The sequence below is a fragment of the Clostridium beijerinckii HUN142 genome (assembly GCF_000621745.1).
Lineage (GTDB): Bacteria > Bacillota > Clostridia > Clostridiales > Clostridiaceae > Clostridium > Clostridium beijerinckii_A.
Map to the genome: position 1 here is coordinate 52,104 of NZ_JHXK01000021.1, position 26,994 is coordinate 79,097.

At 30.1% G+C, this 26,994-nt stretch carries 22 protein-coding genes and 1 pseudogene; 3 read left to right on the forward strand and 20 right to left on the reverse strand.

Translation table 11 applies throughout. From position 1 onward, the window contains the following. Positions 1-170: 170 nt before the first annotated feature. The 5 genes and pseudogenes from T483_RS0111405 to T483_RS29030 form a co-directional block, all read right to left on the reverse strand. Positions 171-992, reverse strand: a complete 822-nt coding sequence (locus tag T483_RS0111405) for a PTS system mannose/fructose/sorbose family transporter subunit IID (RefSeq protein WP_026886966.1) — start codon at positions 990-992, stop codon at positions 171-173. A gap of 21 nt (positions 993-1,013) precedes the next feature. Continuing rightward, positions 1,014-1,805, reverse strand: coding sequence for a PTS mannose/fructose/sorbose transporter subunit IIC (locus T483_RS0111410; RefSeq protein WP_026886967.1), 792 nt, complete (start codon positions 1,803-1,805; stop codon positions 1,014-1,016). A gap of 52 nt (positions 1,806-1,857) precedes the next feature. Then, positions 1,858-2,349, reverse strand: a complete 492-nt coding sequence (locus T483_RS0111415; protein ID WP_026886968.1) for a mannose/fructose/sorbose PTS transporter subunit IIB — start codon at positions 2,347-2,349, stop codon at positions 1,858-1,860. Between the two features lie 69 nt (positions 2,350-2,418). Further along, a complete protein-coding gene (locus T483_RS0111420; protein WP_026886969.1) occupies positions 2,419-2,841 on the reverse strand; it encodes a PTS sugar transporter subunit IIA in 423 nt (140 codons plus the stop codon). Between the two features lie 331 nt (positions 2,842-3,172). Next, a pseudogene (locus tag T483_RS29030) lies at positions 3,173-3,553 on the reverse strand (winged helix-turn-helix transcriptional regulator). A gap of 144 nt (positions 3,554-3,697) precedes the next feature. Between T483_RS29030 and T483_RS0111430 the strand changes: the two are divergent. Beyond that, the gene (locus T483_RS0111430) at positions 3,698-4,351 is read left to right on the forward strand and encodes a flavodoxin family protein (RefSeq protein WP_026886970.1); all 654 of its coding nucleotides are present in this window, start codon (positions 3,698-3,700) and stop codon (positions 4,349-4,351) included. A gap of 214 nt (positions 4,352-4,565) precedes the next feature. Here T483_RS0111430 and T483_RS0111435 read toward each other — a convergent pair whose 3' ends face one another. The 6 genes from T483_RS0111435 to T483_RS0111460 form a co-directional block, all read right to left on the reverse strand. Further along, the gene (locus T483_RS0111435; RefSeq protein WP_026886971.1) at positions 4,566-7,361 is read right to left on the reverse strand and encodes a sigma 54-interacting transcriptional regulator; all 2,796 of its coding nucleotides are present in this window, start codon (positions 7,359-7,361) and stop codon (positions 4,566-4,568) included. A gap of 416 nt (positions 7,362-7,777) precedes the next feature. After that, positions 7,778-8,725 carry a carbohydrate kinase family protein gene (locus tag T483_RS0111440; protein WP_026886972.1) on the reverse strand — a complete coding sequence of 316 codons (948 nt, stop codon included), beginning with the start codon at positions 8,723-8,725 and terminating at the stop codon, positions 7,778-7,780. A 160-nt stretch (positions 8,726-8,885) separates the two neighbouring features. Beyond that, positions 8,886-10,373, reverse strand: coding sequence for a glycoside hydrolase family 32 protein (locus tag T483_RS0111445; RefSeq protein WP_026886973.1), 1,488 nt, complete (start codon positions 10,371-10,373; stop codon positions 8,886-8,888). 66 nt (positions 10,374-10,439) lie between these two features. Beyond that, positions 10,440-12,056 carry an extracellular solute-binding protein gene (locus tag T483_RS0111450; protein WP_026886974.1) on the reverse strand — a complete coding sequence of 539 codons (1,617 nt, stop codon included), beginning with the start codon at positions 12,054-12,056 and terminating at the stop codon, positions 10,440-10,442. Between the two features lie 34 nt (positions 12,057-12,090). Then, positions 12,091-12,987, reverse strand: a complete 897-nt coding sequence (locus T483_RS0111455) for a carbohydrate ABC transporter permease (protein WP_031276350.1) — start codon at positions 12,985-12,987, stop codon at positions 12,091-12,093. Between the two features lie 13 nt (positions 12,988-13,000). Next, the gene (locus T483_RS0111460; RefSeq protein ID WP_431603150.1) at positions 13,001-13,975 is read right to left on the reverse strand and encodes an ABC transporter permease; all 975 of its coding nucleotides are present in this window, start codon (positions 13,973-13,975) and stop codon (positions 13,001-13,003) included. A 353-nt stretch (positions 13,976-14,328) separates the two neighbouring features. Here T483_RS0111460 and T483_RS0111465 point away from each other — a divergent pair, with 353 nt between their 5' ends. Further along, on the forward strand, positions 14,329-15,393 hold the full coding sequence (locus T483_RS0111465) for a LacI family DNA-binding transcriptional regulator (RefSeq protein ID WP_026886977.1): 1,065 nt from the start codon (positions 14,329-14,331) through the stop codon (positions 15,391-15,393). Positions 15,394-15,531: 138 nt separating this feature from the next. Here the strand turns inward: T483_RS0111465 and T483_RS0111470 are convergent, their stop codons facing one another. From T483_RS0111470 to T483_RS0111485, 4 genes are read right to left on the reverse strand one after another with little or no spacing between them, the layout of a single operon-like run. Continuing rightward, on the reverse strand, positions 15,532-16,884 hold the full coding sequence (locus T483_RS0111470; protein ID WP_026886978.1) for a TolC family protein: 1,353 nt from the start codon (positions 16,882-16,884) through the stop codon (positions 15,532-15,534). Between the two features lie 53 nt (positions 16,885-16,937). After that, entirely contained in the window at positions 16,938-18,146 is a 1,209-nt protein-coding gene (locus tag T483_RS0111475; protein ID WP_026886979.1) for an ABC transporter permease, read from the reverse strand. Beyond that, the gene (locus T483_RS0111480) at positions 18,121-19,311 is read right to left on the reverse strand and encodes an ABC transporter permease (protein ID WP_196244868.1); all 1,191 of its coding nucleotides are present in this window, start codon (positions 19,309-19,311) and stop codon (positions 18,121-18,123) included. The genes T483_RS0111475 and T483_RS0111480 overlap by 26 nt, the downstream gene beginning before the upstream one ends. 13 nt (positions 19,312-19,324) lie before the next feature. After that, positions 19,325-20,374: an HlyD family secretion protein gene (locus T483_RS0111485; protein ID WP_026886981.1), complete on the reverse strand. Its 1,050-nt coding sequence runs from the start codon at positions 20,372-20,374 to the stop codon at positions 19,325-19,327. Positions 20,375-20,626: 252 nt separating this feature from the next. Between T483_RS0111485 and T483_RS0111490 the strand changes: the two genes are divergently transcribed. Next, on the forward strand, positions 20,627-21,184 hold the full coding sequence (locus T483_RS0111490; RefSeq protein WP_026886982.1) for a TetR/AcrR family transcriptional regulator: 558 nt from the start codon (positions 20,627-20,629) through the stop codon (positions 21,182-21,184). Between the two features lie 190 nt (positions 21,185-21,374). Here the strand turns inward: T483_RS0111490 and T483_RS30130 are convergent, their stop codons facing one another. The 5 genes from T483_RS30130 to T483_RS0111515 form a co-directional block, all read right to left on the reverse strand. Continuing rightward, entirely contained in the window at positions 21,375-22,487 is a 1,113-nt protein-coding gene (locus T483_RS30130; protein WP_051560355.1) for a DUF1349 domain-containing protein, read from the reverse strand. 226 nt (positions 22,488-22,713) lie between these two features. Next, complete coding sequence (locus T483_RS0111500; protein WP_026886984.1) at positions 22,714-23,910, reverse strand: MFS transporter; 1,197 nt, start codon at positions 23,908-23,910, stop codon at positions 22,714-22,716. 111 nt (positions 23,911-24,021) lie between these two features. Then, entirely contained in the window at positions 24,022-24,663 is a 642-nt protein-coding gene (locus T483_RS0111505; protein WP_026886985.1) for an HAD family hydrolase, read from the reverse strand. Between the two features lie 15 nt (positions 24,664-24,678). Further along, a complete protein-coding gene (locus T483_RS0111510; RefSeq protein ID WP_026886986.1) occupies positions 24,679-25,728 on the reverse strand; it encodes a zinc-dependent alcohol dehydrogenase in 1,050 nt (349 codons plus the stop codon). Next, entirely contained in the window at positions 25,716-26,993 is a 1,278-nt protein-coding gene (locus tag T483_RS0111515) for an aspartate aminotransferase family protein (protein WP_026886987.1), read from the reverse strand. The genes T483_RS0111510 and T483_RS0111515 overlap by 13 nt, the downstream gene beginning before the upstream one ends. Position 26,994 lies beyond the last annotated feature (1 nt).

Consider the following 26,994-nt stretch of genomic DNA (forward strand, 5'->3'; position numbering starts at 1 on the left):
TAAATTCACTATATAATCATGAGAATATTGTTGTTAATACAAGTATAGACTACCCTACTAATTTAATTAATGTTAGACCTTTAATCTATAATATTAATTAGGTAATCTATACTGCTATAATAAATTTCAATTTAAAATGGTTTACTTAAAATAAGATTATGAATTAATGTTTATTGTAATATTCCAGACGCAACTCCTAAAATCCCTACTGCGAACAATCCAAAGATTATTAATAATGGATTCACGTTCTTCTTTAATAGATACATACATAAAAATGTTAGTAAAAGTGGAACTAATCCTGGCATTAAGCTGTCTAGTACACTTTGAATAGTTGTAACTACTTCTTTTCCATCAGCTTGTGTATATTTAGAGAGAACAAAAGGTATATTAACACTTGTCCATTTAGAAACAAGACCACCTATAACAAGTAATCCAAGTACTGAAGCACCTTCTGTAAGATATCTAAGTTTATTTCCTCCCATATCAGCAACTAATTGAGTTCCTTTTTCATATCCATAGAACATTCCATACCAATTTGTTGCAAGTCTTATTGCATTGAATCCTATGAAGAAAATTAATGGTCCAATTATACTTCCTGTAAGTGCAAGTCCTGCCCCTAATGCTGCAAGCACAGGTCTTAGTGTTCCCCAGAATATTGGGTCTCCAACTCCGGCAAGTGGTCCCATAAGACCAATCTTAACACCACTTATTGATGCCTCATCTATATCTGCCCCATTTGCCTTTTGTTCTTCCATAGCTGCTGTTATTCCCATAATTGGCGTTGCCATAAATGGTTGTGTATTAAAGAATTCTAAATGTCTTTTAAGTGCTGCACTTAATTCATCACCCTTATATAATTTCTTCAAAGCTGGAATTAATGTAACACAAAAACCTATTGCTTGCATTCTTTCAAAGTTAAACGATCCCAATAAGAAATTTGAACGGATAAACATTTTTACTATATCACTTTTATTTAATTTCTTTTCACTCATTATTTTATCTCCTTTCTGTAATTACATTAAGTCTGAATCATCAATATCATCAATACTTCCAGTTCCAGCCACTACTACTTTACCTTCATTAGCTATCGATTTTATATGGAATATTGCTGCAATAACACCCACAGCACCAAAACCAATTAAGTTGAAGTTTGTAAATGCTGCTAGTAGGAACCCAATGAAGAAGAATGGTAGTAATGATTTACTATTCATCATATTCATTACCATTGCGTACCCAACAACTACTATAAATCCACCTGAAACTTGAAGCCCTCTTGTAATAACTTGTGGTATAGCTGCAAGCGCTGCATTTACAGCATCTGTTCCTGCAAGTACTCCTACTATGGCTGCTGGAATAGCTACACGTATTGCTTGAAGTGATAAACCTAGTATATGACACATTTCTATTCCTCTTGTGTTACCCTTTTCAGCATATTTATCAGCTAAGTGTTGGAAAAACACTGTTATTGTTCTTACGAAGATAGTAAGAACTTGTCCTGCTGCTGCTATTGGAACCGCTACTGCTATACCCGCTCCAATTGACTGTTTACCAATTATGACAAGTATTGCTGAAATTACACTTGCAAGTGCTGCATCTGGTGCCATAGCTGCACCAACATTCATCCATCCTAATGCTAACATTTCAAGTGTTCCACCTAGTATAATTCCTGTTTTAATATCCCCTAGTACAAGGCCTACTAGTGTACATGCAATTATTGGTCTATGGAACTGTGCCTCATCAAGTACACTTGCCATACCAGCAATTGCTGCAACTATTACTAATAAAATTAATTGTAAAGTGCTCATTTATAATTCCTCTCTTTCTTTTTTTAATTTATATAAAAAAGTTTTTATATACTTATATAAATTTTAATTCTTTTAATCTATCCATTAAGTTTATCTTAGGATCTTTTGCTAGTTTCCTTACCTCTAATTCGATCCCCTTTTCATTAAGCTTTTTAAACGCTTCAATATCAACATCATTCATACATAATGCATTTGTAATTTGTTTGTCACCAGTTTTAAAACACATTCCTCCAACGTTTACAGATCTAATTGGTACTCCGCCTTCAACCATTCTTAATACATCCGTAGGGTTTGTAAATAAAAATAAAGTTTTAAAGCTGTCAAATTTAGGATTATTATATGCTTCAATTGCTTTTGCTATTGGAAGCACATATGCTTTTATTCCTGGAGGTGCTACTTGAATTACTAATTGTTTTCTTAAGTCATCTGCTGCAACTTCATCACTGCAGGCAAATATTCTGTTACACCCACTCTCCTTAGTCCAAACTGTTGCTACTTGTCCATGTATTAATCTGTCATCTATTCTTATAAAGCTAATTTCCATTTTTTATCTCCTATCTTTCAATTTTTATATTTACTTAAATTGCGATTATCATAATATTTTACAAACAATTTATATAATTTCTTCATCTTCATCTATATTGATATTTTTAGTTAAAACTTTTATAGCCTCTTTTCCAGAGTTTTCTGCTACTCTTAACAATTCTGTTATGCTTGAAAAATCTCTACTTCCTAGAACCTCTAAAATCATTGGCAGATTAACACCTGCTACAATTTCCATATTTTCATGTTGCATTGCTATTATACTTGCCGCATTAAATGGGCTTCCTCCAAACAGATCTACCATAAATAGTACTCCGTCTGTTGAATCTAACTCTTTTATAAGAGTGTTATATTTTTCTACAAGTGATTCAATTCCTTCACCTGGTTTAAAAGTAACGGCACCTACATTTTCCTGAGTTCCAAAAATCATTTCTGCTGATTTAAGAATTTCCTCTGAAAATATACCATGGGTACCTATAATTACTGAGATCATTACTCTATCATCCTTTCTTGCTACATATATTATTTTTATACTTATATACTAAGCAATTCCCATGCCAATCAAGGATGTAAATAAAAAAGTCATCCTGAAATAAGGCTATAACTACCTTTTCTGATACTTAAATATTTTTGATTACACTATGAATTTAGGATTTACATACTTCAAATCACATTTAACACAGTTTATTAAATAATTTTGTAGAATTAACACACATGTATATAAAAATTAACTGCCACTAACACACGATCCTTTTAGATTCATGTATTAATGGCAGTTAACTTTTAAATTTAGATATATTCTAATATAATGTTGACATTTTATATCATTCACAATTTGATTTTGATTTATCAAGTTTTATTTGTTCTTCACCCCATATAGACAATTCATTCAATGTAGGAAGTAGTGCCTTTCCTCTTTCTGTTAAAGCATATTCAACCTTAGGAGGAATCGTTTCATATTGGATTCTAACAATAAGATTATGTTCCTTTAATTCTTTTAAAGATTTTGTAAGCATCATATTAGTAATACCTTTAACTTTTCGTTTTAATTCATTATATCTGGTAAAATCATTTTCAAATAAGTACTACATAATAGGTATATTCCATTTTTGTCCAATAATCTCTAATGCATATATAAGGGGACATTTTGTATCATATACATTATCGCTATGGAATTCTCCACTGCAATCCGTATCATTGCTCATAATTACAACTCCTTTAAATTCAATAGTATACTTTTTATACTAGCACAGAAAAAACTACATACTTGTACATTTACGACCTCGTGTTATATTAATTATAGCAGAAAAATTAAAAATAAAACATTATAAAGAAAGAGGAGTGCTACTATGAAAGTTTATGCAATTAATGGAGGTCCAAGAAAAAATAAAAATACAGCTATATTACTTCAAAAAGCTTTAGATGGCGTTAAAGAAGCTGCAAAAGATAAAGAAGTTGAAACTGAAATAATTAATTTATATGATTTAAACTATACTGGGTGTAAAAGCTGTTTTGCCTGCAAAAGACTTGGAGGTAAAAGTTATGGAAAATGTGCTATAAAAGACGATATTTACGAAGTTTTAGAAAAGGTATCTCAAGCTGATGGGCTTATTTTTGGTTCTCCAATATATTTTGGTAATATAACAGGTCAATTATTGACATTTTTAGAAAGACTATTATTCCCTTATTTGGTGTATGATAAAAACTATTCTACAATTGCACCAAAGAAAATGCCAACTGCATTTATTTATACAATGAATGTTCCAGAAAATCTTATGGGACAAGTTGGTTATCCAACAGCCTTTAATAAAATTGAATCTACTATTGAACGTATATTTACAAAACCATTAGTTATGTATTCAAATGATACTTACCAATTTGATGATTACTCAAAATATGAATCTAGTGCCTTTTCTGAAGAATCAAAAGCAGCACATAGAAAACTACAATTTCCTTTAGATTGTGAAAAAGCATTTGAACTAGGTATAAATTTAATAAAGTAGTATATTAAATTACGATAAAATTTTCTTCTACTTAATCATAACGCGTTTTAGAAAGTTCTAATAAATAATATAAAGTATTAACTAAAGTAAATAACTCCTTTGAAATATTCTGATTAAACTTTTTATTTCAAGGGAGTTTTATATTTAGATAAAGTAGGCATTCATACACTATCTTATAATACGCAAGAATTAAATTCCTACACTAAACCAAGCTTCATCCAATTATATCAGCAATATAATAAATTTCATCATCTGTTAGATTTATTGATAATGCACTTTTGAAAATCAAACTCGCTTCCTTCAATGCTTCTATAGTTTCTTTATGAAAATTTATGTTGCCATCATCATATACTAATCCATTATTCAGTACCATTCTTTCTAATGCGCATGCAACATGAAACATGATTCGTAATTTAACTGGATTTTCAAAGTTTACACTCAATAACCTTTCAGTAATATTCAAAAATTCATCTAATAGAGAATAAATTTTTTTTGGATTAAGAAATGTTATAAATTCAGCAATAGTTTGCGTACAGAGATTTTCAAATATTATTTGCTTATCTCCCGTATTTTTTATAGTTTCTATCTTTTTGCCTTTGATAATACTTATTAATATATTCTCCCCTGTTCCATCGATTAATTGTTCTATAGATATAAATGGAATTCCAAGATTAGGATTTGCAATACCTATAATAGCCAAAATATTATTTTCTTCCTGAATCTTCTTAATTGACTTAGTTAAGTTCTTAAGTCCAAGTGAAATAATATTAACATTCTTAACACCTATATTATTTGTAACCGTTTCTACCAACTCCTTAAGCTTTATAGCTGCCCCTTTTCCAGTAGAACATACAGTAATTATAACCTTATTTTTTTCCTTAGTTTCTTGAATTGCCTGCGTGTTAATATTATTAGTGTATCCCCTAAAATCAGTAAGTAAATACGAATATACTGAATTTAAATCAACGTCACAAACAGAACACTTTCTAACAGCTTCTAGAACTAGTGGAGTTGAAACCATATCAATACTTTTTATGTTTATCCCTGTTTTTTCTGTAATAACATCTGCAAAACTGTTTAACGATCCCATATCTACTAAAAGCAATACGCCTTTTCCCTCATCAACTTGCTTAACTTTTTCTATAACATTTTCTAAAACATCCGATGGTGATCTTTCAAGAGGCATATCAACAGCAAGAATATTATCAGCTTCAAATAGCTTTTTAGCTACACTAACCATGCTAGTTGCAATTCCTGACCCATGTGATGCTACTACAATTCCAACTCTTTCTTGACGAGATGATTCTCGTATTGAATTTAATAATAATGCTAAATATTCAATCTCAACATTAGGTATACTTAGGTTAAAGTTCTTCTCAATAAGTGCATGAATTTCTTTAGCGACCTCATATTCTTTGCTTTCAATTGGTATGGATAAATCAATATTTGATTCATAGGAAACAGTATTCTTCTTAATCCTATTAAATAATGCACTAAAATGAAGACTTGTTGCATAGATAAAACGTTCATTTAATTTTCTATTCAATCTGTTTTCAGCTAGTATTTTTATCTTTTCTGAAAATTCCACAATATTTTTATCAACAATCTTTAATAGGCCTTCCCTCCGGCTTATATCATTGTTGAATCGATCATAGAATTGTTTTAAATGAATGCTAATATCTGTAGTAATAAATGTCTTTATTTCTTCATCATTCATGCCCTCTTCTTGAAGCACAGAAGTTTTACTCTCTATTATTCTATAAATATTAAATGGTGTTTCATAATCATCTGTTTCTAAAAATTTTCTATTTCCATCTGGCTGAATAGTAATATTATTAGGAATCATATTCCATATAGTCGTTTTATCTTTAGTTTGATTTCCAAAAGCTAATATTCCGCTTTTTATATTTGGAGGTAATGTACTTAAATTTATTTCAATGTCCTTATTTGTGTTAATACAATTAAAAAATCCCTTTGCACAAACCAATTGTATATTAGATTTTAGCTGTCCCACATTTCCATAATTAGTGCTGCCTATGAGAGCTTTAATTGCTTCCGAAGAAATCTTAATAGTTTTGTTCACTCTCTGTGCTTCTTTAGAAAGCAAATATTGTACAAGATCCAATTTTTCATTAATAGGTCTTTCATCAAAAGGTGGAATAGTTATTGTTATAGGGATTCTTCTAATAAAAGTCTTAAGCAGCGTAGAATTTGGATCCTCTGTTGTAGCTCCAATTAATAGCACATTTGCTTTATGCTGTCTATCTGTTTCGCCTAATTTGTTATAGGTTCCCGTATCCATAAAGTAAAATACCATTTCTTGCCCTTCTGGTGGTAATCTATGTATCTCATCTAGAAACAATATGCCTCCATCAGCTTTTTCAACTATCCCTTCCTTTTCTTTTTCAGCTCCTGTAAAAGCGCCTTTGACATGTCCAAATATATGTGATAGAAGAAGTTGGGGATTATTAGAATAATCAGCACAATTAAATATTATAAATGGCGGATCCTCTTGTGACTGTTTTATATTTCTATAGTATTTGTACATCATATTAGCAAATAAACTTTTACCAACACCAGTACTACCAATTATTAGAGTATGCAACCCATTCGGTGGATATAATAAAGCAGCCTTTGCTTGTTCTATTTGATTTTTTAAACTTGTATTAAATCCTATTAACGAGTCGAAAGGTGATTTATCTTCTTTATCCTCTAACAAATTGATAAAATCGTTAATTTCTATACCTTCGTTACATTCATCATTTAAGTTTACCTTTAATATTCTAATAAACTGTTCTCTATCAAAATATAGAACAGGTCTATTTCTAATTTTAATTATTTTCTTTTCTCTACAAAGAATATTAAGTTCTCTAGAAGCATTGCTCCTTAATATCCCCAAGTGTTCAGCAACTTGCTGCGCACTAAATCCCTTAATTTTAAATAATTTTTCTTTAGTAAATTCCCTAGAATTTGATAATATATACTTATAAATTTTATCAATTTGCTTCATGGCATTATCACTTTCCTTTAATCCCTAGTTTTAATTTTTAGTACTTACCATTACATATCCAAAGCTATAAATAACACTTCTATTTAAATTTTCAACTAAATACTTACCTAATTTCTTATTTAAAGCAATTATTATGCCAAACAAGAGTGTAAATAAAGCATATTATACTAAATTTACGCTTAAACCAGCTTCACTTAATAAAAATATTTACTCTTTACACTCTTTTTTTTAATTTACACAATGCAGATTTTCATTAACACACTTTTTCTCTTATTTTTTAGTACAATACACTCTAATATTACTGGTTTTATTTTTTCACACTAATATATATGTTACAATTGAGCCTATAAATTTTTACCTAACTGAGCACTTTGCTTATTAGAAGTTTAAATACAAATTTATTATTGCAATATTTATTAAAATAATTTTCTTACTTCACTTAAAATAGGCATTGATGCTATTGCTCCATAATTTGTACATGTAATAGCACCTACTTTATTTGCAAATAAAATTATGTCTTTCCATTCTTCAAAACTTATATTTTGTTTATTCTCAATATCAGATACTTGTTTTAATACGGCTCCAACAAATGCATCTCCAGCACCAGTTGAATCTACTTGCTTAATTTCAATGGATGGAATTATTTCATTCTGTCCATTAACGCTTAGATATGTTCCTTTAGATCCTAGCGTAATAGTTACAACCTTAACGCCTAATTCATGCAATTTATTAACTCCTGCTGTTACATCTTTTTCTTTAGTTAATAGAAAGAGCTCTTCATCACTTAGCTTAGTAAAATCACTTTTTCTTATGAACTCAACACTATCTTCAATAAACATTTCTAATTTATCTGGTGTTATTAATGCATCACGATAATTGGGATCAAAAGATACATATATATTATTCGATTTTGCATATTCTAATAATTTAAAATATGTTTTCTTTAATTCACCCTCTAAAAATCCTGTAGCAGAACCAAAATGAATGATATCCGAGTTAGTTATTTTTGATAAGTCAATATTATTAAATGAATATTCTCCATCACTGCCTCGTAGAAAATCAAAATTACGTTCACCATTTGCATCTATACCAACTAGCGCTATTGTTGTACTACCCTTTTCTACTGCCATTTCAGTATTTATATTTAAATCTTTTAATAATTCTATTAAATGTTTTCCAAAGTAGTCGTCACCAACTTGTCCTAAAAAATAAGCATTTCCATCTAATTTAGAAATACATGCTGCAACATTTGCTGGCGCTCCACCTGCTTTTTTCTCAAACTTTTCTCCATCTTTTAATCCTTTATTATCAACACAAACCATGTCAATTAAAAGCTCTCCTATACAAAAAATGTTTTTACTCACCTTAATCCTCCATCTATCTTAGTTTATCTTTATTAAACTATAGAAATTTGCTTTGTAAACTAATATTTGTTGAAAATTTTATACTTATCTATGTATCTAAAAGTAGCTGAATTATAAAGCCTAATTTAGTCGCTTTTTTAAACACATCTAAATATAATCCTTAATTTAAAACAATACTATGCTTTTCAATACTTACTTTTGCTTCACCCTTAGCACAAAATGAAATATCTGTTGCATCTAAGTTAGTATAAAAAGTAGATGTCATTACTTGTTCGCCATCATTTGCAAATATTTCAACAGAGTATTTATCTATAATTAATCTTAGTTTAATCTTTCCATTTTGATTTCTTATATTCATTTCTCTCTTATGTAAGGAATCACAAAGTTTCCCTGAATAACTTCTATCAAATGAAATGATATCTTTTCTTGGATCAAAAGTAACTAATGTTTCATAGTCATTATTTTTAGCAATTTTAATTATAAACTCTTCGCAATTTAAACCATCAATTTCCAGAGTCATATCTAATTCTCTTCCTGATATACCTTCTAACTCCACATTATCTTTAATTAATACATTCTCGTATTTAACAGAATTCTTATAGTAATTTCTAATTTCTCTAATTGGATTTTGGATTAGCTTTCCATCCTTTATTGTTAGTTCTCTAGGAATGCTCATCATTCCGCACCACTTAAAGTCTTTTGGAACAATATTATTTTCCCATGATTGCATCCATCCTATCATAATTCTTCTTCCATCTTCTGCTTCTAGAGTTTGAGGAGCATAAAAATCTAAACCAAAATCTATAGTTCCATAATCTTCTCTATTAAACGTATGATTTTCCTTATCATATTTTCCAATTAAGTACACCGTATTATGTCCATTATGGAATTTCAGTCCATTCGCCTTTACTTCCATTGGTGAAATAATCATAATATTATTTCCATCAATATTAAAAAAGTCTGGACATTCCCACATGCTACCTATCTCATTTTTACTTCTATCTAGAATACAAACAAAGTTCCATTCTTTTAAATCACTTGATTTATATAAAAGAATTTGTCCGCTTCCATCAGCATGCCTGCTAGCTACTACAGTATAAAACCCATCAGCTTCTTTCCATATCTTAGGATCTCTGAAATCTTCTAAATTACTACCTTCTGGTAAAGAATAACTTGTTATCACAGGATTACACGTTAGCTTTTCATAATTTACTCCATCTCCAATTGCAATACATTGAGTTTGTCTAATTATATGAGCCCCATCTTCTTGAACTTTGTCAAACACTCCAGTATACATGAGTATTTGCTTTCCATCTGACTCTACTGCACTTCCAGAAAAACATCCTCCCATATCATATTCCTGATCTGGCGCAAGAGCTGTTGGTAACTGCTCCCACCTTATAAAGTCCTTTGTCTTACTATGCCCCCAATGCATTGGTCCCCATTTAGTATCGTATGGATAATATTGATAAAAAAGATGATACTCCTTTGCAAATTTAGAAAATCCATTTGGATCGTTAATCCACCCGACTGGTGATGATAAATGAAACGATGGCCTCTGTTCTTTTGGTATACTCTTTATAGATTCTTCTTCAAAAACTCTTGCTTTATTTAAAATTCCACTACTATTTCTCACTATATTATTCATAATCATTTCCTTTCAATCATCTTAAATATTATATAAGCGACCATTCAAGCCGCTTATATAAGTTTTTTATTTTGCAAAGTATGAATCTAAATATTTTTGTTTAATTTCTAATATTTTTGATAAACCTTGATTATCCATTTCTTTTAAATAAGAGTCCCATTCTTCATCTATTCCACCATTTAAAATCCATTCAGCTTTCTTACGTTCTGTATATGCCTTTACTGCTGTTTCATATTGAGTAAGTTTTTCTATATCTTCTTGAGACATAAATACAGGTGGATAATTGTAATCAGCTTTCATATCTTTAACATAAGTTTTATGAAGTATATCTAATCTTTCTTGGGCATCATCTGGAGATGTTGTATACTTTCCATAATAACTATCAAGAACTGCTAATGGTCCTGAAACAAATTGATTTGCACGAACTTCCCATGGTGATGCTGTACCTAATTGTAAATGCTTTAAAGTTTTATTTTCTGTTAACTCAAATACATTTTGATTTTTCTCATCACCATATGTTCCCCAGTTATCTTGTATTGATTGAAGCGGTTCATATAACTTATCTATCCATTTTGCTGTTAATTCTAAATTTTTATTTGCTGATGTTACAACACATCTTCCTAAATCAAACCCATATCCATTTGATCTAGTAGCATTAACAGTTCCATTAGGACCTGCAAGTGCTGGAAGAGGTATATAATCATCTTTGTTTGCAGCTATATTAGCTTTATCCCAAGTGAAAAACATACCGTAACGATCATTTTTTCCCTTTGATACAAAAGTATCCCATTTTTGAGTAAACGCTTCTGGATCTATAAGACCTTCTTCTTGAAGCTTGTGAAGCCACTTGATACCTTCTTTATATCCATCTTGAGTAGTTGAATATACAACTTTCTTATCATTAGTCACCATATAATGATCTCCATTGTCTCCCAATCCAAAAGCCCCAAGTATAAATCCTGGATCTTCATTTCCGCCAACAGCATTAATAATAAATGACATTGGAATTACATCTGTTTTCCCTTCAGGGTGTTTATCTTTAAATGCTTTTAAAACTGTAACTAATTCATCAGTTGTTTTTGGTACTTGAAGCCCTAATTCATCAAGCCATTTTTTATTTATCCATGGAATATCTCCAACAGCTTGTATTGCTTCCTTTCCACTTCCTAATTCCTCTATCCATGGGAATGAATAAATATGGCCATCAGGTGCAGTAATCATTTTCTTATACTCTGGTTTTTCTTCTAGAACTTTTGATAAATTTGGCATATCCTTTGTTATTAAATCTTCAACTGGAATAATAACTCCTTGTTTTGAATAACGAAGTAAATCATTATTGTTCATACCAGCATTAAATACTACATCTGGAAGTGTATCTTTTTTTGATAATGCTAAATTCTTTTTATCAGGAAATTGATCATCTGTATAGCACGTCCAATCGATATGCACATTTGTTTCTTTCTCTAATCTTTGAAAAATAATTCTTTCATTTGGGTCTTGAGTCGAAATTGATGGCGCACTTGTAAGCATTTTTAAAGTAGCTGTTTCTTTTAATGGAAATGAAACATCCTTTAATGTAGCTGTATCTGTTTTCTTGCTTGAGCTACCACATGCTGTAAATGATAATACTGTTAACATAGCTAAAGAAATACTAACCAACTTTCTAATTTTATTTTTCCTCATATTATTTCCCCATCCTTTTTCTATATATATTTTTTTATCCCTTCACTGATCCTGCCATTATTCCCTTATCAAAATACTTTTGGAAAAATGGATACATAACTAGTAAAGGTAAACTTGAAACAACAATAGTGGAGTATTTTAGCAATTGTGCCATTTTAGCCATTGCTGCTGCACTTTGAACATCTGCAATCATACCAGGTCTTGGTGTATTTTGAATTAAGATTGATCTAATTACTAATTGCAGAGGTTGCAATTTAGTATCATCTAAATAAATCATAGCATCAAAGTAACTATTCCATTGAGCTACAAATTGATATAAAAGTAATACTGCAATAATTGGTTTACATACTGGAATCATTATTTTAAAGAAATGTGTAATATCACTTGCACCATCTATAGCAGATGCTTCTCTTAACTCTTTTGGTAAGCTTTGAAAATAAGTTCTTGCCAGTATAATATTCCATACATTAATTGCACCTGGAAGTAAAATCGCCCACACTGTGTTAAGAAGCTTTAGATTGTCAACCAAAAGATATGTTGGCATCAACCCTCCGCCAAAAAACATAGTAATAATATATAAAGTAGTAATAATTTTTTTCCCCACAAAATCTGGTCTAGATAATGGGTATGCAGCTAAAAGTGTGGCTCCAACTGAAATTACCGCATAAGCAGTAGAATAGAATACGGAATTCAAAAATCCTCTTAAAAGCATATCGTCTTTAAATACTCTTGTATATCCTTCTATTGACCATTTACTAAAATCAAATGTTATTCCTTGATTGTTTAATGTATTGGGATCCATAAAAGAAGCAACAACTATATATATAAGTGGTATAATAATAGCTAATACAAAAAGTATTACTCCTACATAACCACTTATTGTAATAGATTTATCAGAAAATGATAATTTTTTGAATTTTTTCATTTTCATTTTCATATTCATCTTATATTCCTTCTCCCTCGTTTAATTTTTTAACAATTGAATTCACAACTATTAATAAAACTATATTAATAACTGAATTAAACAAACCTACGGCTGTTGAAAAACTATAATCTCCATTTAGAAGACCCATTTTATAAACATAAGTTGGTAAAATTTCTGAAGTTGGTAAATTCAAATCTGTTTGCAAAGCTAATGCTTTTTCAAAACCTACGCTCATAATATTTCCTGCTGATAAAATAAATTGAATAACCATAATTGGCTTAATTGCTGGTAAATCAACATTCAAAATTTGTTGAAAAATATTCGCTCCATCTATAACAGCTGCTTCTGTTAATTCTTGACTTGCATTTGAAAGAGCTGCTGTATAAATAATTGATGCCCAACCAGTTGCCTGCCAAACTGAACTAGCTACATATATAGTCCGAAATGCACTAGGCATTGCCATAAAGTTTGTAGCAGTTCCAAAAAATTGATTAACTGGCCCAATCGGTGATAAGAAAACGATAATCATACCTGAAATTACTATTACAGAAATAAAATTAGGAGCATACAAAATTAATTGAATCTTTTTCTTAATTCCCTCACTCTTTATTCTTGTTAAAAGTAAAGCAAGTATAATCGGTAACGGGAATCCCCACAATATTCCATACAAACTTACCTTTAAAGTATTCATTAACAAAGTCATAAAATCTGGGGAAGATAAAAATCTTTCAAAATGTTTTAATCCTACCCACTGACTATGGAAAACTCCCGAAATAGCACTATAATCTTCAAATGCAATTAGTACTCCTCCCATAGGAATATACTTAAAAATAATTAACAGTATTAGTGGCGGTAGCGTGAAGAACAGATATAATTGATAATTCTTTTTGATATACTTTAACTTACTATATATTTTAGAGTTCTTTTTATTAATAATAGGATCTCCACCATCTAATCTGTTAAAATTAAATCTTGTACTTTTTACCCCATTCAAACTTATTTCCCCTTTCATTTTATTATTTAGTTTTTTACATTTGTAACAAAAACTCAATTTACCTTTACAAATCCACTCTGCTTGTTAAATCTTTTTTGTAAACCTTATCTTTAATTTATAAATAGATATTACCAGATTCCCATTACATTTGTCAATATAAATATTACATTTTATCATCATTATATTTTTACATTTGCACACAAAATATATTATATCTCTTTTTATTTGCTAGCATTTATGTATATATAATTATTTTATTTTACATTTGTCACTTCATTTGTTATACTAATGTCAATAACAATACTTAAAATATTGATATAGATTTTATATGACAAAGAAAGGAGCCTTTAATAATGCTAAATAAGAAAATAACGGTTCAAGATATAGCCGATGAATTGGGGATTTCAAGGAATACAGTTTCTAAAGCTTTAAATAATACTGGAACATTAGCAGACGCTACAAAATCTAAAATTATTCAAAAGGCAATTGAAATGGGTTACAAACAATTTGCATATGTAAACAATGTATCATCCATTTCTCCCAATTCATCTTTAAATAAAGAAATTGCACTATTAACAAGCAGTATGCCAAACAGTTCCCATTTTGGATCTCATCTTTTATCAGGTTTTGAAGAAAAGATGAGCACTCTTGGCTATAGATTATCTATGTATGTTGTTCGTGATAATGAATTAAATTCCTCAAGCTTACCATCGAACTTTAAACCTGAGTTGGTTGATGGCATAATATGCATAGAAATGTTTGATAAAAATTATAGTGAGCTTATATGTGGATTAGACATTCCTACACTATTTATCGATTCACCTAGTACCCACAACAGTAAACCTGTAAATGCTGATATTCTTTTAATGGAAAATTTCCATAGTACTTATAATATTATTAAAACCCTAATTAATAATAATAAAACAAATATAGGGTTTGTAGGAGATATATATCATTGTGAGAGTTTTTACGAACGTTGGAAGGGTTATTGCTCTGCTATATTAGATTCAAAACTCTCATTTGATATTAATAATTCTATTATCGAAAATGACAAAGAACCTTATGATGATCCTGAATGGCTTGAAAACAAGATAATGGACCTTTCAGTTCTTCCTCAAGTTCTTGTATGCGCAAACGATTTTATTGCAATTAATGTCATAAGAGCTCTAAAACATAAAAGTATTTCTGTACCTGATAATATTTTAATATGTGGATTTGATGATTCAATGGAATCAAAAATAATTGAACCTCACCTCACTACCGTTAGTATTCCAAGTTATGAGATGGGAGATATTGCCGCAGATTTGTTACTTTCAAGAATAGATAATCCATCCATTCCATTTAGAACAATCCATGTTCGTACTTCACCTAAGTTTAGGGAATCTACTGGAAACTTACTGAATGAAATTAACTGTTAACCAATTAAAAATACCCTATAAAGATAAACAATTTAATAAAAGTCTATCTTTATAGGGTACCTTGTATGTGTAATAAAATACATAGTATTTCAATTTAATATTCTCTTTGAATAATCACTAAAAGCAATATTTCAATAACTAATTAGCCCCTAGCACCCAAGGCTCCTGAATAGTGGTCTTTAAATTATTATAAGCATTAATGAGCGTTCTTAGTGATGAATCTAACTGCTCACTTTTTAGAACTAATGCATTATAATTGTTTTCTGTCATCAGTCCTACATCTACTTGTGTCTTTGCATATTTAAGTTTTGTGTTAGTTGACTTTATTGTATCATTTAAGTCATTTATTTTATTTTCCAAATCAAGCAACGTTGAATAAGCTTGCTTTAATCCATTTTTTAAACTCTTTTTTGAATCATCAAGCTTAACTTGTGCTTCCTCCACTCCATACTTACCATCTACATATGCTCCATACTTACTAAGATCCATATAATATTTCAATGCATTTTTTTCATAATTTATAAGTTGAAGAGCATAAGAGCTAAGTCCAATAGAATACGCACCTTCGTCTAATTCAACTGCTCCTGTAGCATCATCTTTTTTCATATATGAAGCTGGAGATGGGATTCCACCAGACGGCATGCTTGGAATATCTTTATTCATAATATCTTTTACGCCATCATCCTTTAAGTCATCTAAATAATCGTTTGTAAGATTAATTAATTTCTGATTATATTTTAAATAAGTTTCAATTTTATCATTTATATATTCATCACTTGAACCATCAATTTTAAATAAATTATATTCTATATTGGGATCTACGGTATAATTTGATAAATTCAAATTAGTTAAAACTCCTAAATAATCCATGCTGTCCTTTAATGAATTTTCTTTTGCAGTTATATCATTTTTTAAAGAATTAATTTCAATCTGCTTATCCGTTAATTGATTTGAGGTTGCCATGCCTATTTGCACTTTTGTTTTAATAGTTTCTAAGTCTTTATTTTTTATATCTAAATTTGTCTTTGCTTGGCTTATATCTATTTGCTTTATAATAATTGCATTATACTTATTAGTGATGTCACTCGATATTTGATCTTGTAAAAAATCTTTCGACTGGTTTGTTTGTTTTTCTAGAAGCTCAAGCTTGTCATATGGAAAATCATATATTTTTTCACCAAGACTCTCATAAAAGTCATTAGTTTTATCCTGAATATCCTCTTTCTTTCTGTACATAGAAATTTGCTGAGACTTTAAATTTAAATCTTCACTATTAGTTATAGCTGCATTTATAACCTGATCTAAAGTAAGAATTGGTTTACCGTTAGATGATTGTCCATTTATTATTGAATTACTTTCATCATTTATTATTTGGGCACTTACTATTTCATTATTTTTTTGATTCTCTATTGCTAAGACTGGATTTATACTTCCGCTTACTATACTTAATCCAATTCCAATAGCAACTATCTTTTTTATATTCTTCTTCATTTATTCTTCCCCCTTGTATTAAATATTTTCAATTAATAGATTCTTAATTCCATTTAATCTACCTGCACCGCATAAGTTTCTATCAATATTTTTTCGTCTTCTTCCTTTGATACCTTCTTATTTCTATATTTACTCAGTAAAATTCTAGCAGAATATAATACAATTCCTATTAAAAACCATTCTACTGCATACATTATTCCACTTTTTACATATGGTAATATAACATCCCATCCAACTGCTTTTAAGTTTATGAATTTTAATGGAAGTGCTACATTCATAAATGGCCAAATATTTTTAATTATTCTAGGAAGTCCGCTAGGCATTGCATACTCTGGGAATGGAATTCCACTAGCTAAAAAGGTTACTATATTTATCATGGTAAAAAATTGAGTAAAATATATTAAATTATTAAATAACGCTGCAAATAAAACTCCAATAGCTGTAAGATCAATGAGGAATATTGAAGTCAACGTCAAGTATTCTAAGATATTTCCACGAAGAGGCAAATCAAAATATTTTCCTAAAATGCATAATGCAATTAAGCTTGAAAATACTGATATAAAAATAATCATTAAAACTCTTGTTAAAAGAATAAGTATGTTTTTTACAGTATCTTTTGATTTAAAATTTATTGAAGTTAGCTTTTCTCTATTTTTTATTAATGCAGGCACTAAAAATGTCATGAGAAAAGTTCCCTGTAGCAGATATGGTACAAGAGAATACATCAGGTATCTTATATAGCTAAGCTGTGGTTCATAAAGAACACGCTCACTATATGAAAAAGTCGTAATAGCTTTCTTTGCATTATATGGCATCATATTTTTCCCTTCGAATACTTTAAGTTGAATTCCAGCATTTATAGTTCCTGTGACTCCATTACAATATGCATATAAATTGCTTCCAACAACAACATTTGTTTCATCTATTAATAATGCAACACTAGGAGATTTCTTTTTGACAACATCTTTGTCAAAATCTTTAGGAATCACCATTCCCCCACTAACCTTTTTCTCCTTAATTGCCTGTTGTAATTCCTCTTGTGAATCTGCATAATAACTAATATTCACACCTGGACTCTTTTTAAGTTCTTCTATTATAGTTCTGGATAAAGATGAGTTATCCATATCTACTATCCCGAAAGGAATATTTTCAATATAGACTTTACTGAAAATACAAGCCACAAAAATTACTATACTAATGTGAAGTAAACTAAGTGAAATAATACTTTTTTTATCTCTAGCTAGAAACTTCAGAAACCTCATCTTTTTTCCTCCTTCTAATAACTTTATTTAAAATTTTCTCTTTAATATTAGTTCTTTTCTTTGAAATACTTTTTATTAGCAGTATAACTAACATAATAATCCATGTGAAAATCATATATTTTATCAAATAATATAGATTAGGCACCACATCATTAAAATTTAATCCTAAAAGAGATAAGTCTCTCATTGGAATCCCATAATATAAGAAAGGAATGATTTTAGATAATTTTTTAAACACCTCAGGTGCAGCCATTAGTGGAAATGTATACCCTGACAGTAAAACAAAAGATGAAGCCATAAGGCTAGAACTACTCACTGCTTCCAGTTTATTTCTTATAATTAATCTAAATAAAATCCCTAAATTTATCATAGTAATACTAAAAGTTATAGTTAATGCAATTGCAGCTTTAACTGATCCTCTATAAGGCATTTGAAAATATTTATATTGTATAAACATCAATAGAAAAATTGAAATTGAACCTATTAATCCAAAAATGATACTTTTAATTAACAAGAAAAAATAGTTCTCCTTTTCCTTTACTACTAATGCACCAAGTGAAATAATTCCTATCTGGGCAATTCCAATTAACATTCCTTGAAGCAAAAAATTAGCTGTGCTTCTTGCTGAATTCCCTAAAAATATAGAATCAGTTTGTATGGGAATAATATTATTTTTAACTTCCTGAGGCATTATCCCAAGCTTACCTTCCCCAATCTTCATTAAATAACTAACTTTAATAGTCCCTAAGATTTCAGCTATTCTAGTCTTACCTGCACTTACTGCTGACATCTGCGAGCCATCATAGCAAATCATGATTTTAGGTGCTTTCCCATCGTTTAAGTCTTTAGCAAAATTTGCAGGAATGATAATGCCAACCACGACTTTCCCTTCATCCATTAAATTTTTAATATCATTATCATTCTCACTATAATTAACTACATTAAATACTTCGTTTGTATTTATTTGAGTAATAAAATTTTTACTTAAAGTAGAATCATCATGATCAACTATCATTGTAGGAACATTTTTTACTACATGTTCACTATATGTATAACCTAAAGCATAACTAGAAATAGCTGGTATTATCAAAAGTAACATAACAGAAACTATAATTTCTTTAGACTTTATAAATCTTTCTTTAATCTTCGATACTATTTCCTTCATACCTATTCTCACATCACTTTCCAAAATCAACAAAAGCAGTCATTCCAGAACGGAGTGGCTTATCGTTATCAGTCAATTCAACTTTAACGCCATAAGATAGTACATCAAATTCACCATTATCATTTGTTGCTCTTTTAACTGCAAAATCAGCATCTTTATTAATTCTAACTACTTTCCCCTTAAATTCTTCATCTTTATATGCTGGAATCTTTACAGAAACTTCTTGTTCTAAGTCTACTTTAGATAAATCTGTTTCCCTAACATTACACAATATTGATGGTTCATCGGTCTTAGTAACTACAATAAGCTGCATTCCTGTTGATATAACTTCTCCTGCTTCAACATTTACTTGTGTTATTGTCCCATCTTCTGGTGCAGTAACTGTAGCATAATTAAGATTTACATTAACTCCTTGAAGTGCTGCTTCTGCCTGTTTTATTTGGCCTTCAACTGCTTCAACTGATGCATTTGCCTGATCTACCTGTGCCTGAGCCGCCTTTATATCTTCTGGTCTTGCACCACTTTGTGCTATATCATACTTATCTTTTGCTACCTGCATTTGAGTTTGAGCATTATCAAAATCCGATTTAGGAATTGAACCTTGATCATATAAAACTTTTAGTCTATCTACAGTTATCTTCGCAAGATCATAAGCAGACTTAGCTTGATCAATTTCTTCTGGTCTTGCACCATTTTGAGCTAACTCAAGCTTTGCACTTGCAGCATCCCTAGCTGCCTGCGCAGCATTTAGCTGAGATTTTGCTGTTTCAATTTGAGCTTGTACTTGAGCTTGTTGAGCTGCCAATGTATCACTATCAACTATAAGCAGAACATCTCCTTTTTTTACATTATCACCTTCCTTAACTTTGATTTCTTTAACTTTTCCAGGAATTAATGTATTTACATTAACATCTGTCATGTCAACATTTGACTGCACTATTAAATTACTCTGAGTCTGCTTTACTAGCTTGTCTCCAGTTAATGTAGATACTGGCGTGCATCCTGTAAATATATTAGCTACAACCATTGAAAATACTACTAATGCTACATTTTTTACTTTCATAAAATTCCTCCTAAAATATAATTTAGAAAACTTTATTTTCTAAATTATAAACTTCATAAGTTGTATATTTATTGTTAACTTAATTAGAATTAATACATATATTGACATTATATTTTTTATGAATTATCCTTTATATAGACACAAGTCTATTATAGAAATATGTGGATTCTTATTCAATAATCAATATTAATGGATAAGTCTGTTAATAAACTAAATTGATAAATTTGTCTATTAAATGGGGGGGAATTACAAATGACAGATAGGCGTAAAAGAAAAACACAACAAGCTGTTCAAACTGCTTTTGCTAAATTAATATCAAATAAAGATATAAAAGATATTACTATAAAAGAATTATGCCAAGAAGCAGACATTAATAAGAGCACATTTTATTTACATTACAGAGATATTTACGATTGTGCAGATAGTTTTATGAATGATGCTGTCGATAAAACCATTAAAGTTATAGAACCTTATAACTTTACCGAATTAATAAATCACATGCCGGAAATAATTGAAAAAACATTAGATATATTTAGAGAAAATAGGGATCTTTATGTACCATTTTTCAATTCACCAAGGCACTCTTTTTCTATGTATAAGACAAAACAACTTATAATAAAAAAACTTTTAGAAAAAACTCAAAATAATGAAAAATCAAGACTTGTAAATAAGAGTAGCGTATCCTTTATTGTATTTGGACTTTTTGGTGTTCTTGAACAAATAGAATTTGATGAAATAACTTCTGAAATAACTTCAGCACTAACATCTAAAATTCAAAATGGATTTATTCATTCTGAAGATATTTATTAACTTAACGCATTTTTGTATTAAACTCTAACAAGCTAAAATGAATGAGCAACTAAAAATAATTTGCAATAAAAAAACAGCCTAAAACGCATCATACCATGTTTTAGGCTGTTTCCTAGCTATTCAGTATTTATAGCATACTCTAGGATAGTCATATTTGTGTCCATTATAAAGTCAACCATTTTTCTATATATTAAAAAAACTCCTCTTTTATCTTCAATTCTGTGAATAAAACATTATAACCACTATCAATAGGACTGCAGCAATATATCCCACATTTAACATTTTTCTTTGAACTGTGTAGATGACAAATTCTAAGTTGCCTCCAACCTTTATTTAGAACATTAACCTCTATTTTATAGTCGTTTCCTTGTCTGCTAATTCTAAATTCAGCTTCGTCAACTTGTTTATCTAACTCTTGTGTAGACCAATCCGAATATCCCAAATTAGTTACAACAGCACCTAGTTTTGGAGGATTATCTAGTTCATATTCTATAGAAGTCTTCAGCCAATTATCCTCGTCCACTCTTACTACTAATCCACATTGGTCAAATTGATTTATTGGATTAAACTTAACCTTTGTTGTCATAGTAAAGTCCTTTTCGATTTCTATATAAAACATATGAGCATTATCATTTCTAAAACCATAGTGAGTTCTTTGCCAAAAATCAGTCACCTTATCAGTTTCTACGTAAATTCCACTTTCTCCCACTTTCCACACTTTAGGTTCATATAACCACTTCATCTTATCTGCTGACGAAGGATCATTTACTAAATCAACAAAAACCTCTGACTCTTTTTCTAATATTTTATCATTTTTTATTATTATATCTGCCTTTGCCTTAGGGTTATCTATTGAAAAATGCTGTCTTTGAAGCCACATGAAATAATCTCCATAAAGATCTTTTTTATCTTCATCACTTCTTTCTATCGATGATGTAAAAGTACAATCTAACCATACTTTTATATCAAAATTAATATCTACAGTATTCTTAAATATTAATGCTCCCTCAACTATAACTATATCATTACTTTTATATGCATTTTCAATTTCATTTTTTATTGAAGAAAAATCATAAGCATTTTCATAGTAATACTTAGATGGATTAATATTACTAAGAGATTCTTTTAATACATCTTGATTCTCCTCTAAAGAAATTGTATAAACCTTATATTGGCTTTGGTATCTTTCTTTTAGTTTATTAGCAAAAGCAGTTTTTCCACTTAAACTTATACCGCTAATACCAATTAACACCTTTGAATTTTCTTTCACTTTTTCATTTATTAAAGAATATAACTTTTCCATAATTAATATATCAACTCCCTCAGTAATATTTCTTAATATATTTTAGCACATCAAATAAAATAATAGATTGAATATGTGAGGCATATTTCGTACCAGACCAATAAGCAAATTCTGCTCATAGTTGACTTATTGGGAAAATTTAACAACTAACCATGATGCAAAATATGCAAGCATACTAGTCTATTATTTTTTTGATTGTACCTTAATGTAACTTTATAACAAATAATTATACTACATAATTATTTTCGTTAACTTTGACATACATATTAGTTTTTTCAGAGCTTATTAGCATTATCAAAATATATGCTATCAAAAAATATGGATAAATCACTATACTAGTTTTTGAAGCTGTAAACCCCAATAGCGGAGGCATAAATGTAGTTCCAATATAGGCAAACGCTATCTGCAACCCCATAATGGCCTGAGATGCAGCTTTTCCAAAACGCCTCGGAGTTTCATGCATCATTGATGGATAAATAGGGGCATATCCAAATCCAATTAAAATCAATGCTGCTATTGAAAGATAAATAGGAAGTGGTAATAGCAGCAAAACTGCCCCTATAAAGCAAAGAATTTGTCCAGATCTTATTAGTAATAAATTATTGAATTTCATTGTTAAAAATCCTGATAGAAATCTTCCTAAAGTAATCCCTGCATAAAATAATGAAATAGCACCTGCTGCCTGTGCAGCATCTACTCCTCTATAATTAACCAAGTAACTGCTTCCCCAAAGGCCTGTGCTAGCCTCAACCCCACAATAACAAAGAAATGTCAGCAGTGAAAATTTTACGCCTGGTAATTTTAGTACAGAAGTATTGTTATGTTCCTCTTTTTCTTCCCTACCTTCCTGTATTTCACTAGATGAATTTGTTCCTTCAACCTTTTTCCACAATGGAAGCGTAAAAAACAGTATAAATACTAAAAAGAATTGAAGTATAGAAATTGCAAAGTATCCTTTTCTCCATCCGTAATTATTAGCAATGGAAATTGACATAATTATAGGTCCTGTAGTAGCACCAATTCCCCAGAAACAATGAAGCCAGCTCATGTGCTTTGCCTTACAATGTAAAGCTACAAAATTGTTAAGTGCTGCATCCACAGAGCCAGCTCCAAGTCCAAGAGGTATAGCCATAACACATATCCATAACATTGACGGGCATATTGAAAATCCCATTAATGCTACAGCTGTCATTCCAACACTTACAAGTGTAATCTTACCAGTATCAAAGCGTTTAATAATTTTACTACTAAATAAACTAGATATTATAGTCGCCGCAGAAACAATCATTGAAATGACTCCTGCTGAAGAAAGTGAAACTGATAGATCATTATACATAAGCGGCCATGCTGACCCTAATACAGAATCTGGTAATCCTAAGCTTATAAATGATAAGTATACAATGATTAATAATGCTGTAAACATTCTTACTATTTCCTCTCTATCTTATTTTTTATAATTTTCATATAATCCTAATACGTTGTATCAATATCTATTACTATAAAGAATCTAAAAAGATTACTTATCTCAAAACTTTTAATTCATTATGTTATTAAAAAACTCTACATCATGTAAATCAGCAATGACTTTCTTAGCCTGATTATATTTCTGGTAGGTTGAAAGTTTATGAGGCCAAGCATAAACATTTCTAATTCCTGCTGAAACAGCAGCACTTATACCTATATCAGAATCTTCTAATACTATAACTTCGTCTGCACTTAAATTAAGCATATTAAGCATTGTAAGATATGGCAACGGATGTGGTTTAGATTTTTCTACGCTTTCTAAAGCAACAATAGGCACCTTTTTTTTATCACTTATTCCTAATAGGTTAACATTGGCCTGGCATATTTTCATCTCTGCGGTAGACACACAGCCAAATTTTATATCTTTCTTTATTAGTGACATCCATAATTTTTTCATATCTTTCCTAATCAGCTTTGCACTTAATTTCTCCATATAGCATTTTACAGTAGCATTCTTTATTTCTTGATGTTTTCTATCTTCTATTCCAAATTTTTTAATAGTCTCATCAAGAGTTAATCCAATTAGCTCATCTTCTTTAACCTCAATGCTATCACATACCTCTTTTTTTATTGATTCAATCAAAGCTTCCATATGCAATGGTTCACTATCAACAATTATTCCATCTATATCAAATATTACACCTTTTATCATATCAACTTTTCCCTGTTAGCACTCTATTATAACTTTTGCATTCTGTTCTTTAGCTTGGACCATGGATTTCGAATCAATATCGCAACCTAAAATTGAAAATGCTTTTTTATAATTTTCCAATGGAATTACATGACTTACTAACTTTTCAGCTGGAATGATATTTTTTGTAATAAGATGGAAAGCCTCTAAAAATGAACCATGTAAAGAATCAATTGACCCGATTATCGATAAACTCTTATCGGCTAATTCCCTAACATTTATATTTGCATACTTATCTTTTAATCCAATACTCATATAGATTCCGTCACAAGACATTTCAGGATATAATTTTTCTAATAATCCAGATGTAGTATCTACCACAATATCTAATGGTGCCTTTGCATCATTAAAATAGTTTATTCTCGCGTCTTCAAGTGAACTATATATTTTTACTCCTTCAGGAACGCAACCGCTTGCATAATTCAGTCTATTTAAGGATGTTTCAATAACTACTGGAGTCAACCCCTTTAAGTACAAAGCCCATGTATATAAAATCCCCATTGTTCCAGCACCAAAAACATAGGTATTTAAATTCATGGATGAAGGCTGAATTTTACGTGCTCCTGTAATTACGCAGCTTAATGGTTCTGTTAAAGTTACAGCTTTCATAGATACATCATCTGGAATTTTATATACAAAATTTGATGTAGTACGATAACGATCTGCATAAGTACCATCATAGCTCACGCCACTTTCTGTACCAAATTTATTTTCACAATGATTTATCCTTAAAGTTTGGCACATACGACATTTCCCACAATAATAAGTTGGATTTATTACTACTCTGTCGCCTACCTCTACATTTTTTACATCTGATCCTACTTCTGCTATAATACCAGTTGATTCATGTCCTAGTGTGACCCCTTTTACTGCCACGGGATAAGTTCCTGAAATAATACCAACATCAGTGCCACATATTCCACAATATTTTATGTCGACGATAACATCATTTGGATTAATAACATGAAGATCTTCTACTTCTTCAAGCGAAACATCCCATGTACCATTATATTTTAAAGCACGCATTTTTCTCTCTCCTTACTAAACTGAATTAATGAAGATTCAAGTCTATCTAAAATTTCATATATTTCATATTCATTTACTATTAATGGTGGTCTAACCTTTATTGATAAGCCAAAGCTATAGCGACTTGCTCTAACAATTAACCCTTGTTGTTTTGCAATTTCCATAAATAGATCTACACTTTTCCTATTTGCAAAATCAAATGCAAACATCAACCCTCTACCTTTAACATTAAAAATAAATGGATACTTCCTTGCAAGATTTTCAAGTCCCTCTTTTAATAGTTTTGATTGTTTATTAACATTATCTAAAATATTATGATTTTTAATATACTTAATTGTTGCTTCCATTGCTACAAGTGCTAATGGGTTTGCTCCCGATGTTGTTGAATGTTCCCATGATTCTAAAACATTAAGTTCCTTTCTCATTAAAACACCGGCAACAGGTATCCCAATTCCACCCGCACCTTTTGCAAATGTTATTATGTCAGGTCTTAAATCTTTAGCAAAACCATTTGTAGCAAAGAACGTTCCAGTTCTTCCAAATCCAGTTTGAACTTCGTCTGCTATGATTAGAATACCATGTTTATCACAAATTTCTCTTATCTTTTTAAAGTATCCGGAATCTGGAACTATATTCCCTCCGTTACCCAAGATAGGCTCTATAATAAGTGCAGCTACCTGACCATTTGAGGCATACTCTATAAAATCTTCCATTCTTCTTGCACATAGAAATCCACAATTTTCTTTTGATTGTGAATAAAAGCAATTAAAACAATCAGGAGCTGGTATTTTTAAAGTATTTGGCTGAGATAATGCAAAATTTTTTCTGCGAAAAGCATTACCTGAAACTGCTGTTGTTAAGACACTTTGTCCATGATGTGAAAGAAATAAAGATATAACATCTGATTTTCCTGTTGCCTTCTGAGCAATTCTAATAGCACATTCATTCGCTGTGGAGCCAATTATATCTCTAAACCAAAAATCATTAATTTGTTCTGGTAAAAATTCTCTTAATGATTCGAAGATCTCTCTTGATTTTTCTTTGGTAAAGGCTGATGAAAGATGGCTACATCTCCTCAACTGCCTTCTTACAGCTTCAACAACTTCTTCTGCTGAATAGCCGAGGGCTAAATTAAAAGTGCCTGATGCACAATCAATGTACTTTTGTCCATCAATATAAAGATAGATGCCTTGTCCAAAGTATTTTTCTAAAGCATCCTTCTCTTCTTTGTCAACGTCTTTGGGATCAAACTTTGAGTTCTCCATT

What these genes read in the sequence shown, in the direction of transcription:
- T483_RS0111475 (WP_026886979.1), bottom strand. Translation starts at nt 18,146, where the DNA reads ATGAGGTTTCTGAAGTTTCTAGCTAGAGATAAAAAAAGTATTATTTCA.
- T483_RS0111465 (WP_026886977.1), top strand. Translation starts at nt 14,329, where the DNA reads ATGCTAAATAAGAAAATAACGGTTCAAGATATAGCCGATGAATTGGGG.
- T483_RS0111415 (WP_026886968.1), bottom strand. Translation starts at nt 2,349, where the DNA reads ATGGAAATTAGCTTTATAAGAATAGATGACAGATTAATACATGGACAA.
- T483_RS30130 (WP_051560355.1), bottom strand. Translation starts at nt 22,487, where the DNA reads ATGGAAAAGTTATATTCTTTAATAAATGAAAAAGTGAAAGAAAATTCA.
- T483_RS0111485 (WP_026886981.1), bottom strand. Translation starts at nt 20,374, where the DNA reads ATGAAAGTAAAAAATGTAGCATTAGTAGTATTTTCAATGGTTGTAGCT.
- T483_RS0111510 (WP_026886986.1), bottom strand. Translation starts at nt 25,728, where the DNA reads ATGCGTGCTTTAAAATATAATGGTACATGGGATGTTTCGCTTGAAGAA.
- T483_RS0111410 (WP_026886967.1), bottom strand. Translation starts at nt 1,805, where the DNA reads ATGAGCACTTTACAATTAATTTTATTAGTAATAGTTGCAGCAATTGCT.
- T483_RS0111455 (WP_031276350.1), bottom strand. Translation starts at nt 12,987, where the DNA reads ATGAAAATGAAAAAATTCAAAAAATTATCATTTTCTGATAAATCTATT.
- T483_RS0111450 (WP_026886974.1), bottom strand. Translation starts at nt 12,056, where the DNA reads ATGAGGAAAAATAAAATTAGAAAGTTGGTTAGTATTTCTTTAGCTATG.
- T483_RS0111430 (WP_026886970.1), top strand. Translation starts at nt 3,698, where the DNA reads ATGAAAGTTTATGCAATTAATGGAGGTCCAAGAAAAAATAAAAATACA.
- T483_RS0111435 (WP_026886971.1), bottom strand. Translation starts at nt 7,361, where the DNA reads ATGAAGCAAATTGATAAAATTTATAAGTATATATTATCAAATTCTAGG.
- T483_RS0111500 (WP_026886984.1), bottom strand. Translation starts at nt 23,910, where the DNA reads ATGTTTACAGCATTATTAATCATTGTATACTTATCATTTATAAGCTTA.
- T483_RS0111480 (WP_196244868.1), bottom strand. Translation starts at nt 19,311, where the DNA reads ATGAAGGAAATAGTATCGAAGATTAAAGAAAGATTTATAAAGTCTAAA.
- T483_RS0111445 (WP_026886973.1), bottom strand. Translation starts at nt 10,373, where the DNA reads ATGAATAATATAGTGAGAAATAGTAGTGGAATTTTAAATAAAGCAAGA.
- T483_RS0111470 (WP_026886978.1), bottom strand. Translation starts at nt 16,884, where the DNA reads ATGAAGAAGAATATAAAAAAGATAGTTGCTATTGGAATTGGATTAAGT.
- T483_RS0111490 (WP_026886982.1), top strand. Translation starts at nt 20,627, where the DNA reads ATGACAGATAGGCGTAAAAGAAAAACACAACAAGCTGTTCAAACTGCT.
- T483_RS0111420 (WP_026886969.1), bottom strand. Translation starts at nt 2,841, where the DNA reads ATGATCTCAGTAATTATAGGTACCCATGGTATATTTTCAGAGGAAATT.
- T483_RS0111515 (WP_026886987.1), bottom strand. Translation starts at nt 26,993, where the DNA reads ATGGAGAACTCAAAGTTTGATCCCAAAGACGTTGACAAAGAAGAGAAG.
- T483_RS0111505 (WP_026886985.1), bottom strand. Translation starts at nt 24,663, where the DNA reads ATGATAAAAGGTGTAATATTTGATATAGATGGAATAATTGTTGATAGT.
- T483_RS0111405 (WP_026886966.1), bottom strand. Translation starts at nt 992, where the DNA reads ATGAGTGAAAAGAAATTAAATAAAAGTGATATAGTAAAAATGTTTATC.